The sequence below is a fragment of the Agromyces binzhouensis genome (assembly GCF_004135055.1).
GTDB lineage: Bacteria > Actinomycetota > Actinomycetes > Actinomycetales > Microbacteriaceae > Agromyces > Agromyces binzhouensis.
On sequence record NZ_SDPL01000002.1, the window covers coordinates 12444 to 27658 of the forward strand.

The 15215-nt window shown below is 69.0% G+C and carries 14 protein-coding genes; 2 read left to right on the plus strand and 12 right to left on the minus strand.

What is annotated here, in order from left to right:
* Nucleotides 1-23 precede the first annotated feature (23 nt).
* The 5 genes from ESO86_RS00345 to ESO86_RS00365 are packed head-to-tail and all read right to left on the minus strand — an operon-like array spanning nucleotide 24 to nucleotide 5205.
* A complete protein-coding gene (locus tag ESO86_RS00345) occupies nucleotides 24-1670 on the minus strand; it encodes a hypothetical protein (RefSeq protein ID WP_129232915.1) in 1647 nt (548 codons plus the stop codon).
* The gene (locus ESO86_RS00350; RefSeq protein WP_129232916.1) at nucleotides 1667-3067 is read right to left on the minus strand and encodes a hypothetical protein; all 1401 of its coding nucleotides are present in this window, start codon (nucleotides 3065-3067) and stop codon (nucleotides 1667-1669) included. Before ESO86_RS00350 ends, ESO86_RS00345 begins: the two co-directional genes overlap by 4 nt.
* Nucleotides 3067-3744, minus strand: coding sequence for a hypothetical protein (locus ESO86_RS00355; RefSeq protein ID WP_129232917.1), 678 nt, complete (start codon nucleotides 3742-3744; stop codon nucleotides 3067-3069). The genes ESO86_RS00350 and ESO86_RS00355 overlap by 1 nt, the downstream gene beginning before the upstream one ends.
* 8 nt (nucleotides 3745-3752) lie before the next feature.
* On the minus strand, nucleotides 3753-4040 hold the full coding sequence (locus ESO86_RS00360) for a hypothetical protein (protein ID WP_129232918.1): 288 nt from the start codon (nucleotides 4038-4040) through the stop codon (nucleotides 3753-3755).
* Nucleotides 4041-4059: 19 nt separating this feature from the next.
* Nucleotides 4060-5205, minus strand: coding sequence for a MinD/ParA family ATP-binding protein (locus ESO86_RS00365; RefSeq protein ID WP_165307163.1), 1146 nt, complete (start codon nucleotides 5203-5205; stop codon nucleotides 4060-4062).
* A gap of 322 nt (nucleotides 5206-5527) precedes the next feature.
* Between ESO86_RS00365 and ESO86_RS00370 the strand changes: the two genes are divergently transcribed.
* Complete coding sequence (locus ESO86_RS00370; RefSeq protein WP_129232920.1) at nucleotides 5528-5869, plus strand: MarR family transcriptional regulator; 342 nt, start codon at nucleotides 5528-5530, stop codon at nucleotides 5867-5869.
* Between the two features lie 22 nt (nucleotides 5870-5891).
* Here the strand turns inward: ESO86_RS00370 and ESO86_RS00375 are convergent, their stop codons facing one another.
* Both ESO86_RS00375 and ESO86_RS00380 read right to left on the minus strand, forming a co-directional pair.
* A complete protein-coding gene (locus ESO86_RS00375) occupies nucleotides 5892-6257 on the minus strand; it encodes a hypothetical protein (protein ID WP_129232921.1) in 366 nt (121 codons plus the stop codon).
* A 182-nt stretch (nucleotides 6258-6439) separates the two neighbouring features.
* Nucleotides 6440-7162 carry a hypothetical protein gene (locus ESO86_RS00380; RefSeq protein WP_129232922.1) on the minus strand — a complete coding sequence of 241 codons (723 nt, stop codon included), beginning with the start codon at nucleotides 7160-7162 and terminating at the stop codon, nucleotides 6440-6442.
* A 653-nt stretch (nucleotides 7163-7815) separates the two neighbouring features.
* Here ESO86_RS00380 and ESO86_RS00385 point away from each other — a divergent pair.
* Nucleotides 7816-8622, plus strand: a complete 807-nt coding sequence (locus ESO86_RS00385; RefSeq protein ID WP_129232923.1) for a DNA-processing protein DprA — start codon at nucleotides 7816-7818, stop codon at nucleotides 8620-8622.
* A gap of 832 nt (nucleotides 8623-9454) precedes the next feature.
* Here ESO86_RS00385 and ESO86_RS00390 read toward each other — a convergent pair.
* The 5 genes from ESO86_RS00390 to ESO86_RS00410 form a co-directional block, all read right to left on the minus strand.
* Complete coding sequence (locus ESO86_RS00390; RefSeq protein ID WP_129232924.1) at nucleotides 9455-10537, minus strand: type I restriction endonuclease; 1083 nt, start codon at nucleotides 10535-10537, stop codon at nucleotides 9455-9457.
* A 108-nt stretch (nucleotides 10538-10645) separates the two neighbouring features.
* Nucleotides 10646-12580 carry a type IV secretory system conjugative DNA transfer family protein gene (locus ESO86_RS00395; RefSeq protein ID WP_129232925.1) on the minus strand — a complete coding sequence of 645 codons (1935 nt, stop codon included), beginning with the start codon at nucleotides 12578-12580 and terminating at the stop codon, nucleotides 10646-10648.
* Nucleotides 12577-13317: a hypothetical protein gene (locus ESO86_RS00400; protein WP_165307165.1), complete on the minus strand. Its 741-nt coding sequence runs from the start codon at nucleotides 13315-13317 to the stop codon at nucleotides 12577-12579. The genes ESO86_RS00395 and ESO86_RS00400 overlap by 4 nt, the downstream gene beginning before the upstream one ends.
* 433 nt (nucleotides 13318-13750) lie before the next feature.
* Entirely contained in the window at nucleotides 13751-14542 is a 792-nt protein-coding gene (locus ESO86_RS00405; RefSeq protein ID WP_165307167.1) for a DUF2637 domain-containing protein, read from the minus strand.
* Between the two features lie 230 nt (nucleotides 14543-14772).
* On the minus strand, nucleotides 14773-15213 hold the full coding sequence (locus ESO86_RS00410) for a hypothetical protein (protein ID WP_165307169.1): 441 nt from the start codon (nucleotides 15211-15213) through the stop codon (nucleotides 14773-14775).
* Nucleotides 15214-15215: the final 2 nt, after the last annotated feature.

The following is a 15215-nucleotide window of genomic DNA, read 5'->3' on the forward strand; positions in this document are numbered from 1 at the left end:
GCTCGTGGCCGGGGTGGTGTCGGTCATGTGAGGGCCTCCTTCTCGGTGCGGCCGGCGAGGAGCCGGTAGGCGCGGGCGGACAGTGACCGGTCGGTCGCGGTCTGGCCGCGGCCGATGGGCCAGGTCGTGCCGGACGCGGCGGCCTGGTAACTGTCCTGCCAGTCGAGGTACTCGATCCCGAGCGCGGTCTGGCAGGCTTCCTCAAGCTGCCGGGACGCACGGGCGAGTTCGTCGCGGGAGCGTGCCGAGATCGTGACGTACCCGGTCCAGGCGACGCCGTGGTGCCCGGTGCCGGCGCGCAGGTCGGTGCGGCGGCGGCGGGACGCGGTCATTGCGGTGCTGGTTTCGTCGAGGTCGACGGTGCCGTGCTCGGTCTTGGAGATCGCGTCGGCCTGGTCGCGGACGAGGTCGCGGTTCGCGGCCGCTTTCGCTTCCGCGGCGGGTACGAGGTGGAGGTGGAAGCTGACGGTGCGGACGAAGTCGAGGTCGCGGCCGATGAGCAGCTCCAGCATCCACAGCTGCGTGCGGCCGCCGGTGGAGAGGTTGCGGGCGTCGATGCGGGCGGTGCGGTGCCACCAGGTCACTGGTGCCCCGGTGACGGGGTCGCGGTCGTCGACGATGTGGGCGGAGAACTCGTCGTGGCTGGGCAGTCCGGTTCGGGAGGGGTGTACGTCGGCGACGTAGTCGAGCGGGCGGGACGGGTTCTGCTGGTGCAGCATAGCCGCGGTGACCTGCCGTGCTGAGAGCACCTCGACCGCGCCCATGCGCGCGTCGACCAGGCCCCGGTACACGGAGCCGATCTCGGTGGCCATCAGGTTCCGCCATCCGTCGCGGCCGTCGCCGTGCTTCGCGGCGGCGGCGGTGAACTCCGGGGTGAGTGGCCACTTCACGGTGATGAAGTGGCGTTGCACCATTGCCCCGTCCCCGGTTCGGCGCAGCACCTCCTCATAGGACGCCCGTGCAGCTGGCGGGGCGGTGGGGTCGAGGTTGTTGAGGACCCAGAACTCCTGCAGCGCGGTGTCGGCGGGCAGGACTCGGGTGACGGTCTGCACGTCCTCGACCAGCACCGAGGGAACAGCACGGGCCGCGAGGAAGGCGCCCCAGGCGGTTGCGGCGCGGTTCATCACGGTGCGGGACTCGATGCCGCGGAGTTGCCCGCTGACGGTGAACACGACCGACAGGTACGCCGGTTCCCCGACGGGTGCGTGCCAGGCGATTCCGGGGATGCCGCGCCCGTACTGCAGCCAGCCCATCCCGTCGGCACCGTCGGGGTTGGCCCGCATCCCGTTCAACGCGCGCCGCGCCTGCCATTTGGCGTGGCGGCCTTTCGCGTCGCAGGCGGCTTGCTCGAGCTGGTCCCACGCGGCGACGTCGTACGGGACGAACGCGTCGGTGCCGGCCTGGATCCGGTCCCGCCACCGTCGCCGCTTCTTCCGCCGGCCGAGGATCGTGCCCCGGTGCGTGCGCGCGGTCAGCACCAGCGTCACCACCACCGCGACCAGGCCGAACAGCAGCGCGGGCCAGCCGATGAAGATGGTGAGCAGCATTGACGCGAGCACGACGACGATCAGTGAGCTGGTGCGGGCCTTCGAGCTCGTGCCGCCGAAGAAGGACCGGTGCCCGGCCTCCCCGCCGAGATGCCGGACCACGGGCGCCTGTGTTGGGGTCATGGGCGGCTCCCTCCGATGACGCCGTCTTCCATGGGTTCGACGGCCTGCTCGGCGGCGGCGTTGCCGAGCTGCTGCCCCGCCTCCGCGGCCTTCAACCCGGCCGCGGCGATCAGCGTCGGTACCCCGATCGCAGCCCCAACCCCGGTCGCGGACTCAGCGGCACCGGCTACGGCGACCGTCTCCGCCGCGCCCGCGGTCGACGCCGCACCCGTTGCCGCGGCGGCTGTGCCGCCCTCGGCACCTGCGAGGCCCGCCGCACCGGTTGCACCGGCCTCGCCGACGGCGCCGGCCGGTCCTGTCTGGGCGGCGGCGACATCCGACAACCCACCACCGTCTGCCCCGCCAAGCTCGCTGACCGGGACGTCGGCGGCGGTCGTTTCCGACATGGCGGGCTGCGGGCTCGTGGCAGCATCCACGGGTTGGTCGGCGTAGCGGTTGGTGGCTTCGGTCATGCTGGCCGGACCGATCTGGTGGCCGTTCAGCGTGGGCCCGTTCGTGCCGCCGACACCGGCGGGCATCGGGATCGGCGCGAACTTCAGCAGCATCAGCGGGGCGAGCGCGGCGATGTAGATCGCCAGCAACGACACGATGAACGTCACCAGCGCCTGCAGGGCGTCCTTCTCACCGAGGGTGGTGACGTTGCTGGCCATCAGCCCGTAGGCGGACCCGAGGAGGAAGAACAGCAGCGGGTGCGCGGCGAGGATCCCCAGCCAGAGGTACCCGATCCGGAAGCCCGCGTCGCGGCCGTTCGGAGTCGTCACCCACGCGAACACGAGCGGGGCGAGGATCCCGGTGAAATACAACGTGACCAGCTGCACGATCAGCATCAGCACGACCAGGAACAACCCGACCACCATGCACAGCATGAGGATGATGCCGATGAACACTCCCCCGGTGATCCCGGCCGGGTCCGCCCGCTCGATCATCACGACCAGGGTGTCGACGACCTCGGCGTAGTTGCCCGCGATGCCCCACCCCATTACGGATGTCGACAGGGCGTGGAAGAACTGGACCAGCAGGATGCCGAACATCGGCCCGAACATCGCGCCGATCATGAACGCGGGCCAGAACAGCACGATCGAATCCAGCAGGTCTCGGCCTGCCATCGTGCCCCGCGCGACCCGGACGAACTGCGGCAGCAGCAGCACGATCGCGACAAGGATGCCGCCGGCGAACGAGATCGCGTACGCGTTGAGGAACCACTCCGCGCTCAGATCCGGCATCGTTGCCGTCCCCAGCGCGGGTAGCACGTCTTGCGCCAACCCCGACGCGGCATCCTTCAACATCTGGAACGTGTTCCCCGCCGGGTCCTGCCAGAAGTTGATCGTCCCACCGATCGTCTCGCCCAGTCCGGTGAGGCTGCAGAGTGGGTTGTCGCACGGGTCGAGCGTGAGCATCAGCAGCCTCCGGTGAAGGGCGTCCCGATCGCGAAGAGTTCCTCGGTCGTTCGATCGAGACTGGCCTCATCGAACTGCCATCCGTCGTCTGCCCAAGTAAGGGTGAAGGTCTTGGCCATCCGGAAGGTTGGGTGGAGCTCACCGTCAATCACGAGACCCGCGCCGACGGTGACCACCGCGTCGACGTCGGAGTACGACTCGAGGTGCCACACGCCGGGTACGGTCGACAGATGAAAGGGCGTTCCGTCTGGAACGAGGGATCCGGATGTGTTCGGGTCGTCCGCGTAAGCGGAGGCGAGGTCGTACGGCGACGAGCTGGCAACCAGTTGCTGCTCGAACTGATCGATGTCGTCGACCGAAGGCACCGGATATTGGTGCATCCACCGCAACACCGCCGCCGCAACTTCGGCGGCGCCATTGCTGGTGTGAGGTGCCTGGTCCTGCGCAGCGAGAACCATCGCAGCATCGCGAGAGCCCCCACCGAGGCATCCAGTGGGGTCAGCATCGAACGTCGGCGTGGCGGTCGCGTCGTCGGACGTCATGGGCGCGGCGTGGTCGCCGTCGGCGTTCCATCGGTCGGTGATCCAGACGCCGCCGGCGACGGTGAGCGCGATCGCTGCAGCGGCGGCAAGGATCCAGGGCAGGACGCGCCTAGGTGGGCGGGGTTGTGCGCGCATGGCGGGTGTCAGTTTCCGAAGATGGCGAGGATGGCGCCGACGATGACGGCGACGGCGGCGAGGAGGCCGAGTCCGAGGCCGGCCCAGAGGGCTTTGGTGCGGGCGTTCTTGTATTCCATGGGGTTGCCGTTGGAGCCGCCGGCTGCGGAGAGCTGGGCGAGGCTGATGATCAGGAACGCGGCGCACGCGATCAGGGCGAGGCCCCAGAGGCCGGCCATGAGTTTCTGCCAGAGTTCGGTGAACTCGGCGCCGAAGATCGCGAAGTCGGGGACGATGCCGTCGAGAGGGTTTTGCATGCTGGTGCTCCTTGACTGGTTATCGGATGCGGTGCTGCAGGGAGGTGATGGTCTCGGCGGCGAGCCGGGTGAACGCCCGACGGGTCGCTGGCGCGAGGCGGTCGAGGGTGAGTTGTCCGCGTTCGGCGATGTGCGCGTCATACGGGACCTCGAGCACGACGCTGACCCGGGCGGTGTCGAGGAGTTCGGTGATGCGGTCAACGACGTGAGGGTGCTCCGGACGTCCGTCCGTCAGGCGGACGATGATCGCCTGATCGGCGAGCTCAGCGGCGTGGCCGCCGAGGCTGCGCAATTCCTCGAGCATCGCGAGCGCTTCGAGGACCGCGTCGCCGGCGTTCAGCACGGGGACGACGAGGACGTCGGCGGCGGCGGTGGCGGCGTGGAAGGCGTCGGAGCTGGGTTGGTTTCCGGAGTCCATGACGCGGATCGCGTAGTACTCGTCGATCACCGCGGCGACTCGGCTGACGGCGTCGCGGGTGAGGCGCTCGCGGCGGCCCGGGGAGCCGATGACAGCTGCGAACGAGGTCTGCGGAGCGGTGTAGCCAGCGAGCTGCCCGGCGGTGCGGATGGTGTCGATGTCGCGGACGAGTTCGCCGATGCCGCGCGGCGGCGTGCCTTCGGCCCGGAACGCGAGCGCGCCGGGGTCGTCTGCGACTTCGACGATCGCGACCGAGCCGCCGCGGATCGCGGCGAGTGTTCCGCCGAGCAGGAGCGAGACGGGGGTCTTCCCGGTGCCGCCCTTGCGGTTGGCGACGAGCACGCTGACCGCCCTGGTCCAGGTCGCCTGCCGGATGGTCTGCTCGTCCCGACGGACCGCATCGGCCTGCTCGCGTTCGGCCTGCTCGGCACGGCCCGGCGCGACCCGGATGCCGAGCCTGCCGAGCAGCCCGCGCATCCCGGTCGATGCCACGACGGATGCGTGCGGGGCGGTGAGCGAGACGAACTGCTCAACGCTCAGCTCCGCCGCGGGTGGCGTCGTCGTCAGGGTCCCGTCAACCGTCGGATGCGGGTCGGCTGGCAGGTCGACCTCCGGTTCGGTGTCGTGCTGCTGCCGGGCGATCGCGCGGATCTCGGCGAGCTCGGCGCCGTGGATGGTGTGCGGGCTCTCGACGTACCCGGCGGCGCGCTGCGCCCCGGCGAACACGCCCGGCGCCGCTGCGTCCACGGGCGCCGCGGGGGTCGGCGCCTCGGATGGTGTTGATTCGGTCGGCACCTGCGCGTGGGATCGCGGTGCACCGCAGGCGGTGCAGAACTGGGACCCGAGCTGGTCCGACCCGCACTGCCCGCATGTCTGGGCCGCGTCCTTGACCGCGATAGCGTTGGTTGTCGGCTCGTTCATCGTTCCCCCTTCACCGCCTCGCGGCGTGACCCCCGTTTGAGGGTAGTGGATGGTTCGGATGTGATGTCGGGCTGTGGAGAACGACGTGATCGAACCGCCACCATCGTGAGAACGGACCCGGCGATCCGGGTCGAGAATCTTTCGCTCGGTGACGGGGTGGCTGGTGCAGAATGTGGGAATGCCGGCCCGTGTCGACCTCGTGGACCTGCCGCCCCGTGCGGCGGCGGCGCGTGACGCGATCGCGGGGCATGCGCGGGTGGCGGTGTTGCGGTTCCTGTTGGATCATCCGGACTCGACCCGCCCGGCAATCGTCGCTGGCACCGGGATCAGTTCGGGTGGGGTGCGGTCCGCGCTGGCCGAGCTCGAGCAGCTCGGCTTCGTCGACGCCGATGCAGCGCAGCCCCGGCGCGGGCACCGGGTCCGGTACGCGGCGAACCGGCGCGCACTCACCGACGACCTCACCGCGTTCGTCGCATGGATGCTGCACTGAAGCCGCACGACCCAGCGCGCGATCAGTGGCCGGCTTCATCGGCCCAGTCCGCGAGCAGTTCGGCGAGCTCGTCGTCGGCGCTTCGCCGGGTCCGTGACTGCACGAGGGTGGGCAGGAATCCGCGGATTGCGGCCATGCCGGCTTGTGCGGTGGGGTGGGTGCCGAGGCTGACCAGGAGTCGTTGCCGGTCGGTGGTGCGGATCTCGATGAGCGGGTAGTGCTCGGCGTCGATGGCCCCGTGCAGGTGGTGGCGGCGGGCCAGGTTGTTGCCGAGCATGCCCCGCACGGTGGCGACCTGGTCGAGGTTGACCCAGGTGTCCCGGTTGGATGGCAACGGTTCCCCGTCGCCGTTCAGGTCGGTGATCGCGACCCTGATGAAGTCCGCCATGCGCTTCGTCCCCTCGCGTCGAGCGTGTTCCGTGTGCGGCTCAGGCTGCCGGGCAGGAACCGGACGACGGGCACGTCGGTGGCGGACTGTGGACGGATCCGGTTCCGAGGGGGAGTGTGAGGGGCGCACCCCTCACCGCCGCGGGCCGGCCGAAGCCGGCCCCACCGGGTGCGGGTCAGACGTCAGGTGAAGTCGGGCAGGAGTTGCGGCTTCGGGAAGGTGCCGCCGTTGTCCTCGAGCACGGCAGTCGCGATCCGCATCGCCGTGTGGAGCGTCATCCCGACCGGGCGGATCTGGGTGCGTTGCGCGCGCCGCAACTCCTGGTGGCGGCGCGCTCGGGCTACGCGTTCGTCCCGGCCGACGATCGTCGCCCAGATCGGGTGTTCGGGCTGGACAAGACCGTAGCCGGGGTGCACGATCGCCCACTGCGTGAACGGGAGGTGCTCGGCGTGGCGGGCGAGCACCTCCTCCGGGTGCTCGGCGACGCGGGCCGCCCATGCGCGTGCGGCGTGTCGGCGCTGTGCGATCCGCTTGGTGGTGTGCTGGTCGGCGGCAATCAGGGGTGCGGGCATCATCGCGAGCGTGGACGCGTGCACGTACTTGCGGCGGTTCGCGTCGAAGTGCGCCGCCATCCGCGCGCGGCGCTGCTGCTCGGCCTCACGTTCGGCGGCCTGCCGGATCTCTCGTTCGGTGCGGGCGGCCTGCACCGGCTTGCACCACGCGACCATCTCCCGCATGACGGCGAGCAGATTGTGATCCAGCACAGCCTCCCGAGCAATGTGCTTGAACTTGTGCACCGGCATCCGCTCCATCCGATCGAAGAACGCGGCCGCCTCGGCCCGGTTGATCTCAACCTGCGAGACCGCATCGGTGGTCACGGGTCGCGGGGTGGTGTGCTGGCGCATGGTGGGTTCTCCTTCGCATTGCCTCTCGGGCGATTAGCCCCGGCAGGCCATGCCTGCCGGACGCCGCCGTGAAGGCGTGCGAAGCAGGAGGCTCCGCGCGAAGCCCCAAGGAAGGCGTGGCGGAAAGAAGTCGCGAAGGAGCGCCAGCGACGAACGCGAGTTGTTTCCGACACGGCGACGACGGCTACGCGTGGAGAAGCGCAGCACGCTAGGCGAGCACCGAGAGGTGCCAACAACACCGGCCGCCACCGGCGGCTCCACACAGCGGACACCGCCGGCCGGACACGGCCGACCACCACCCGTCCCGATCCCGGAACAGGGCTCCAGAGCTGGGCCGCGGCGCGGCCGAATCGGACGCCGCAGGGCGGCGGACCGGGCGCAGCCGCCGTGGCGGCGACGCGGGCACCTGACGGAGCAGGCGCGACTTCAGGAACGCAGCGTGGAGCCGCTACCGCGGCGCCGAACCCATGAATTGTTTGGCCATTCCGGCTGGCGATCGTAGCTTGCGGCTACGGCTACGTTCCCAGAATCTCGGACGCGCCCAAGGGCTTATTCCGCCCGACATTCCGGGCACTTCGCCTTGCCGCTACGCACTCGATCTCTCTGCCGGAAGGCAAACAAAATGATCGATCCGAGAAGAGAGCCCCGCGACGATGATCTGGACCTCCCTACGCCCCAGCATCCCCACCACCATCCCCCTCGACGAAGACCTCGAAGCCCGCCTCGTCCTCACCCACGCCGGACTCTCCGGAAACCCCGCCATCGGCAACCTCATCGAGCAGGTCGGCGGAGCAGCCGGCGTTCTCGACTTCGCGAGGGCTGGTGCCGCCGACATCGCGGTCGGCTTGCCGGACGGCACTCTTCGCCGTGTCGCCTGCGCGGCGCGCCAAGGCGCGGCGCAGATGATCGCAGACGCCACCGAGCAGCACGGGCTCATGCTCCTTACTCCCGAGCGTTCCGGGTGGCCAACGCGAATCGACGTCCTCGGATCTGCCGCACCCTTGCTCCTCTGGATCGACGGACCGGACGCGGTCCTCGCAGACGGCATCGCAGCCGTCGTCGGGCCCCGCCACCCCGATCGAGAAGCACGCAACGCGACACTCGAGATCGCTACCGCGCTTGCCGACCAAGGATGGGTCGTGGCGGCGAACGACGCGCCAGGTGTGGCTTCGCTTGCGCTCCGCGCAGCCACAGCGATGAAGGGCCGCAACATCCAAGTCGTGGCGGCCGGCGTCGACCAGGTTCGCAAGGCCGACCGCCTGCCGATGGCGATCCGAGTGAGCCCCGAGGCGCCAACCGGCCATGCCTCAGCGCGTGCGAGTCGGGTCGCGCGGGCAACGCTTGTTGCGCTCGCAGAACGGGTATTCACCGTCGATCAGGGTCGGAACTGGGAGACCGAGGTGGCGAGCGTGCTCGCACGAGCCTTGGGCCGAACAGTCGCCGAAGCACCCGCCCAGTGATTGGCCAGCGGCATGACGCGCCCTACTCGATCGCGCGAGATGCGCGGCATCCAGCGGAAATACTGCTGCACCGTAGCGGGCAAGACGATGGGCGCGCCCTCCGAGGGAGGACGCGCCCATCGCGCCGGTACTAGCGAATCCGGAACTGAGTGCCGCAGTACGCGCACCGAACCAAGCCGGGGCGAGTCACGCGGTACGGTCCGAGCTTTGCCCGGCAACGCGGGTTAGGACAGGTGTAGATACGTCCGCTCATGCGCGAACCTCCAATATCTCGATCAGCACCTAGATGCCAGACCCGCCGATCGTGGGATTGCCCCCACAGGGTCCACTAGGTCTAGGATCGAGAGAGTCACCCCTAGGAAAGTTGACGCTCGCGGCCCCGCGACCTCGGCACCGCCCGAAGTCTTCGGGGTCGTCGTGCTGATACCCCAATTCTAGGCGCGATCGCCGATGTAAAGGCGGCTTCAGGCGGTCCAGAACTACACCCGTGTAGTTCTCCACAGGCCAAGGTCGGATCTGCTCACAGACCACCTACCTGCCGTCCCCCGGAATTTCGGGTGATCTCGGCAAGTTATCCACAGGCAGGCTGCCACGAGAAGTTCCCGGCCTGTGGGACATTTTCGGGCGTGTCGTCGGCGTGTCGCGGGCCCTTGGTGCGCCCATTGGTGGCTGTCACTGTGTGGCCCCGTCCAGACGAGTTCGCGACGCTTGTCGATATCAGGCTCTGCCAAGCCCCCTCGCCGCCTCTTGCCGACCTCGCCCGAGAGCTGCTGCCACGAAACACTCGCGAGGCTGCACCTGAGGCGTCCCCAGGTACTCGCACTCCCGCTAGCTATGCGTACCGCTCGACCGCCGCGCGAATCTCGTCGGCGTGCGCGTAGATCTCGTCGATCGTTGCGATTGGATGACGGGTCTCGACCTTCTCCGAGTCAAGAAGGCCGACGTACTTCTGCTTGGTATTGAAGTGCAGGCGGGCGATCGGCTTTCGATTGTTGTCGTCGAGGAGAACCGCGAAGTAGCTCTTGGAGTCTCGCTGCGTAACGCGCTGAGGCTTGACGATCGAACACGCGATGGCCTTGACGATCTGGTACGCCTCGATCTCCTCGAGCGTCGTTTCGATCTCGGTATCGCGGGAGAGGTCGGCATTCGTGATCGGCTCGCTCGTCACGGGATCGGACGCGTCGTCGTCCACCCGGACGCCCGCGCCGAGCGCGGTCTTGAGGCGGTCGTTGACGCTCTCGGTAAGGAACTGTCCAGTCGCCTTTGCAACCAACCCGGTGAACTGCTCGCGTACGCGCTGCGTGAACGAGCCATCGTAGACCCGAGAGGTGAAGAACTTCACCCATTCGTCAGTGGGCTCTCGGAACTGTGCCGCGATTTCACGCTTGATGGCGCCGACGTACTTCAGTTCCTCGGCCGCGTTGATGATCGAGTCCAGATCGAAGCTCGACTTACTGAGCTTCTGGATCTCCGGGATCAGCGTCTCGTCGACGTCGAGGAGATCGAGCACCAGGAAGGGCTTGTCGTCCATTCGGTTGGGAGCATCGAGGTCGGTGAAGAATTGCCAGACGACACCGTTGGTCAGCACCGCGAGGCGCGCGTTGGTAACTGCGAAGTACCGGAACAGCTGCGAGGCGTGCTCGATCCTGAGCGCTCCGCGCGATGGCTTGCACTCGATCAGGATCTGGACCTCGCCATCACGCATGATGGCGTAGTCGACCTTCTCGCCCTTCTTGGTTCCCACGTCCGCGGTGAACTCGGGCACCACCTCGAGCGGGTCGAACACGTCATAACCGAGGACCGTGGAGATGAACGGCATTACGAACGCGTTCTTCGTCGCCTCCTCCGTCGCGATCGCCTCTGACTGATTCTCGACTTTGGTTGCGAGCGCGACGATGCGCTCTCCGAACTCCATCGTGTGGTCTCCCTGAGTGTTTCCTTGCGGTCTGATGAATGAGCGTATCGGACGGGTCGAACTACTCGCGCTGATCGAATCCGAATGATGCATCCGCCGCACACTGGTTCAGTCTGGTAGGCCGTCAGGCGAGAGGTGGTTCTCGGGCGGCATCTCGACGGCTGGCCAGTCCGAATGAGAGTCCGCCGGGATTCTGGGGTCGATGTCGCGGACCGTTCCCTCGGTCGCGGCTGTCCTCTGGGCGCTCCGCTGGGGTAGCGCCCGGAATCCGGCGATGGCGCCGGTTTGGATGATCCAGAATGCGCCGTCGGCGGCTTCGCGGACGTCTTGGGGTGGGACGAGGTAGGTGTGTTGGGCGCGGGCGGAGCCGAGGCGGTCGCCGGTGGCTTGCCCGGCGGCTTCCATGCGAATGACGGTGCCGGCGTATTGGACGATCTCTTCGGGGTCTTTGGAGCGGCCGAAGATGAGTGCGGCGCCGCTGGTGAGGGCGCGGCGGCGGCGGACGTCGTCGTTGGAGAGCCCGGCAGGGCTTTGAGTGGCGAGGATGAGGCCGACGCCGGCGGAGCGGGCGGTCTCGAAGAGGCTGCCGGCGGTGTCGCCGGGGTCTTGGGCGCCGGTGACGAGCTGCGGGAACTCGTCGACGATGACGACGACAGGGGTCTTGTCGCCGGCTTCGAGGCGGGCGGCGAGGAAGTTGCGCAAGTCGAGCAGGAGCAGGTCGCCGAGGCGGGCTTGGGCGTCATCGACAGGTGAGAGCGGTACGACGGTGAGGTCCGCCAGCGGGGCGGCGTAGGACCATCCGTCTTCGTCGATCCATTTCTCGAGGGGGCGGAGTGCGACCGCGAGGCTTTGCAGGGCGCGGGCGCCGGCGGTGGTGCCGTTGCGGTCGACGGTCTGGTTGACGAGGGTGAGATCGTACTGGTCGCGCACGTGCGGGCCGGGGTTGGTGAGTCGGTCCCGGAGGTCCTGGGCGGAGCTGATCGGGGTGTCGGCTTGCACGGCTTGGAGGACGCCGCGGATCTCGTCGAGGTAGTGCTGGTTCGCGCCGTCGGGGACGGGCATGAGTCGCATCAGCTTCGCGGTGACCTGTTCGGCGGTCCCGGAGAAGAAGTTCCACGGTCCGGCGACGGTGGCGGTGCGACCCGCGGCCTGGGCGAGGGCGACCATGGAGGTGGCGTCGGCGGGGTCGCCTTTGGCGTCGATGACGAACACGGGCCACCCGTAGGTGAGCGCGCAGAGCACGAGCCCGTTGATCAGGACCGTCTTCCCGCTGCCGGACTCGGCGATGATCAACGCTCGCGCCGCCGAGGAAGCGTTCGGCATGAGCACGAACCGGCCGGTCGGGTCGACCCAGTCGCGCACCTGGCGTGCGTCGTGGAACCGGTCCGCGAGGGAGGTCACGGTGGAGCGGGTGGTGAACCCGAACGCCTCCCGACCCGCGACCCGGTGCGGCACGGTGACCGCCCCGTCATTCACGCCGGTGATCCGCCCGGTGGCCGGGTCGAGGCGGATCCCGATCCGGGCCGCAGTGGATGCGTCCGCGGCGCGTTTGCGTGCGGTCTCGATGCGTTCCTGGCGGAGCACGTCGCTGACCCGCCTCGTGCGGACGAGGTCCGCGATCTGCCTGCGCCGGATGGACCACGCCACGGGCAACAGGAAGACCCCGGCGCACAGGTTCACGACCAGCCACGGCCCGAACATGGGCCACACCTGCCCCATCCATCCGTCGATCGTGAGGAACATGGCGGCCGCACCGGTGCTGACCCACCGGGTCAGCAGGAGGGCCTCGATCGTGAGGAGGATGGTGACGAGGAGAATGCCGGCGGTATTGATGACCCACTGCCACCGCCAGACCCGCCAGAACACCGCCTTCGTCGCGATGCTCTCCCCCGCGACCCGCACCGCGACCACCGGGATCAGCAGCGGCAGCGCAACCAGCCCGACCAGCGCGATGAGCGCAGCGGCGAGGGTCGCTTCGAGGGCGTCGCTGAGCGCGTCGGTTTCGGCCGGGGCGGGCGGGACAGCCGCCTGCTCCACGCTCACCGGCCCGCCTCCTCGAACAACGGGGTCGGCACGGTCATCCCGCTCGACCCACCTTCACTGGCGGATGGTGCGGTGTCGTCCCAGAGTGGGGCATCGTCGCCGACCCACTTCCCACGGACGTCGAGCACGGGCAGGGTGAGCAGCCGGGGGCGTTCGGTGCGGAAGATGAACCGGTCCGCTTCGCGTGCCACGACCCGGGCCGCGTCCGGGGTGCACAGGTACACGACCCGGGTCACCCCGGTCGTGGTCATCCGGGTCGCATGGTTCGTGTGGATCGCCTTGTACCGGTGCAGCGTCTTCGGGGTCAGCTCGACCTCGACGAGCTCGATCCGGTCGCCCTTGATCGCGACCCCATCGACCTGGTGCTCCTGGGTCGACCCGGGTCGCCGGTCCCGGAACCACTCATAGCCGCGGGCCAGGTACCGGGCCGACGCCGCCGCGACCGCGACCTCGTGCCGCGCGGTCTGCCGGTACAGGTTCGGTGCACCCCGACCGATCGCCTGGTGCGTGGCCCACACCACCTGCCCGTCCTGGAAGTTCGGCCGGGCCCGATCCACCAACCCCACACCAGCCAGGCGGGCCACCCACTGCTGCGCCTTCCGCCGGCTCACCGGCGACCCCGACGTCTCACCCGCGAGCCCGGCCAGCGCCCACCGGATCGCGTCGACATCCGCCATCCGCACCACGCCCAACCACTCCAGCATCGCCTCGTCACGACTGGTCAACTGCACCATCACCGACCACTCCCCCCATCGTTCTCGTCACCTGTTCGTGTCCTCGTTGTCGTCGTCATGGCCGTCCAGTCCCCGTCGAATGTCCAAGTCCTTCTCTGTCCTCTTTCCCTGTCCCGCCGCCCCGGCTTTACTTCCCAACCTCCCTCAGAAAGACGAAGGATGAGTGCGGGAGGTTGGGAAGCGCGCGAAGCGCGGCCGGCGCGGCGGGACAGGGAAAGAGGACAGTGAACCGTGCGTTCACCTATTCGCGCCGGGTGAACACCCGAACGCACACCCACCCAACCAGCACGTGACCCCCAAACGGGGGGAACACGCCGGACGGGTTGCAGAGTCGTCCGCCCTGCCAAGGGCGTCATCGACCGCGCATGACAGCCCGGGTGGGCTCGACCGGCGGCCGCGACGCCAAGGAGGAGCTGCCTTGAGCGGATGTCTGCGCTCATGCGACGCCGACCGGGTCGCGCTCGAGCGGGACGGTGGGTTCCGGTGCTTGGTCGCGGCGGGCGCGTTCGACCCAGCGTTGCGCGGTGGTCGACGCGACGCCGGCGGTGCGCGCAGCGCTCCGCACCGACGCGCCCTCGTCGACGAGGGAGATCACCTCGGTGCGCTGCGCTTCGCGGTCGACGCGAGTGGGCCGGTCCACTGACGCGTCGGGCTCGGACGCGCCATCCCCCGCTCGTTCCACGAGCCGACCCGAAGGCGAAGCTCCGGACCGTTCGGCCGGTGCCGAGCCTCCTGTGGAAACGGGTCGCCTGCGGCGAGCGGGTCGGACGGTGACGGTGGGGTCGGGTCGGTCGTCGCGGCGGTAGACGGTCGCTGCGGCGAGGTGGGTCGTCAACAGCAGGGCGATCGCGGGGACCGCGTTCACGATCACCGCTGGCACCTGCCCCAGGATCATTGTGTCTGGATCCGCGATCGCGACGGCGGCCGCGTTGCCGGCCACGGTCAGGGCGCTGAACAGCGTGAACGTGAACCACGGGAGAGCGCGCAGGAACCGGGATGGTGCGGGCACGAGCAGGGCGATCAGCATCGCGGCCAGGGCGGGCAGGTCGACCACGATCGGGAACACGATCGCCCGGTCAGCCGGCATCCCGCCGACGTGGAGGGCGAGGTCGTGCAGGGCGCCCCAGGACATGAAGATCGCCAGTGCCCCGGCCGCGGCGATCAGCCAGCCGAGGAAGATCCGCAACGACCGCGACGCCGCCCGCAGCTGCGGCCCTCGAGCACTCACCCCGACCGCCCTCGAAGGAGGCGCGACCGAAGCGCGAGCCTGGCACGCGTCTCGAAGCTTCGATGACGACGACCACTGATCGCCCTCGCTGCTCTTCCCCCTCGTGGATGACATCGGCTCTGGGTGTTCGCGCGTCGCGCGCGTACTGATTCCTTGCTGTTCATTCCTGTTCTCTTCCTTCTTCTAAGGGGGACGCTCAGTGACCCCCTGCAGGTACGCTCAGTGACCCCCTAAGGGGTACGGTGAGCGACCCCCTGAGGGGGTCGCTCAGTGACCCCCTGGCCCCGTGCCGGGAACGGCAACACCACCGGGTTATCCACAGCCGCGCGCGCCGCACTGGGCTTCGAGGAACTGACCAGGAGCTCGTACTCCGCTGGCAGCCCACGCCCACCTGCCCTGACTCGCACGATCGCGCCCTTGCTCACCAGCTCGCGGACGGCACGCTTGACCGCCTGGTGTGCCGCCGGGTCGCCGTTCTCCGGCGCCGTGAAGCCCAGCGCGACCGCGGCCATCTCACGGCCTCCGAAGTACCGCCTGGCCGGGCGCCCGTCCGGGGTGTCCTCGTCCCAGCACTCCAATGCCATGTGCAGCAGCAACCGGGTCGCGGCATTGCCCAGTCCGAGCCGTGCCGCAACCAGCACCGCGCTCTTGGCCGCGAACAACCCCATCACCC

Coding starts and splice junctions, on each gene's coding strand:
- ESO86_RS00345 (WP_129232915.1), bottom strand. CDS start 1,670: ATGACCCCAACACAGGCGCCCGTGGTCCGGCATCTCGGCGGGGAGGCC.
- ESO86_RS00350 (WP_129232916.1), bottom strand. CDS start 3,067: ATGCTCACGCTCGACCCGTGCGACAACCCACTCTGCAGCCTCACCGGA.
- ESO86_RS00355 (WP_129232917.1), bottom strand. CDS start 3,744: ATGCGCGCACAACCCCGCCCACCTAGGCGCGTCCTGCCCTGGATCCTT.
- ESO86_RS00360 (WP_129232918.1), bottom strand. CDS start 4,040: ATGCAAAACCCTCTCGACGGCATCGTCCCCGACTTCGCGATCTTCGGC.
- ESO86_RS00375 (WP_129232921.1), bottom strand. CDS start 6,257: ATGGCGGACTTCATCAGGGTCGCGATCACCGACCTGAACGGCGACGGG.
- ESO86_RS00380 (WP_129232922.1), bottom strand. CDS start 7,162: ATGCGCCAGCACACCACCCCGCGACCCGTGACCACCGATGCGGTCTCG.
- ESO86_RS00385 (WP_129232923.1), top strand. CDS start 7,816: ATGATCTGGACCTCCCTACGCCCCAGCATCCCCACCACCATCCCCCTC.
- ESO86_RS00390 (WP_129232924.1), bottom strand. CDS start 10,537: ATGGAGTTCGGAGAGCGCATCGTCGCGCTCGCAACCAAAGTCGAGAAT.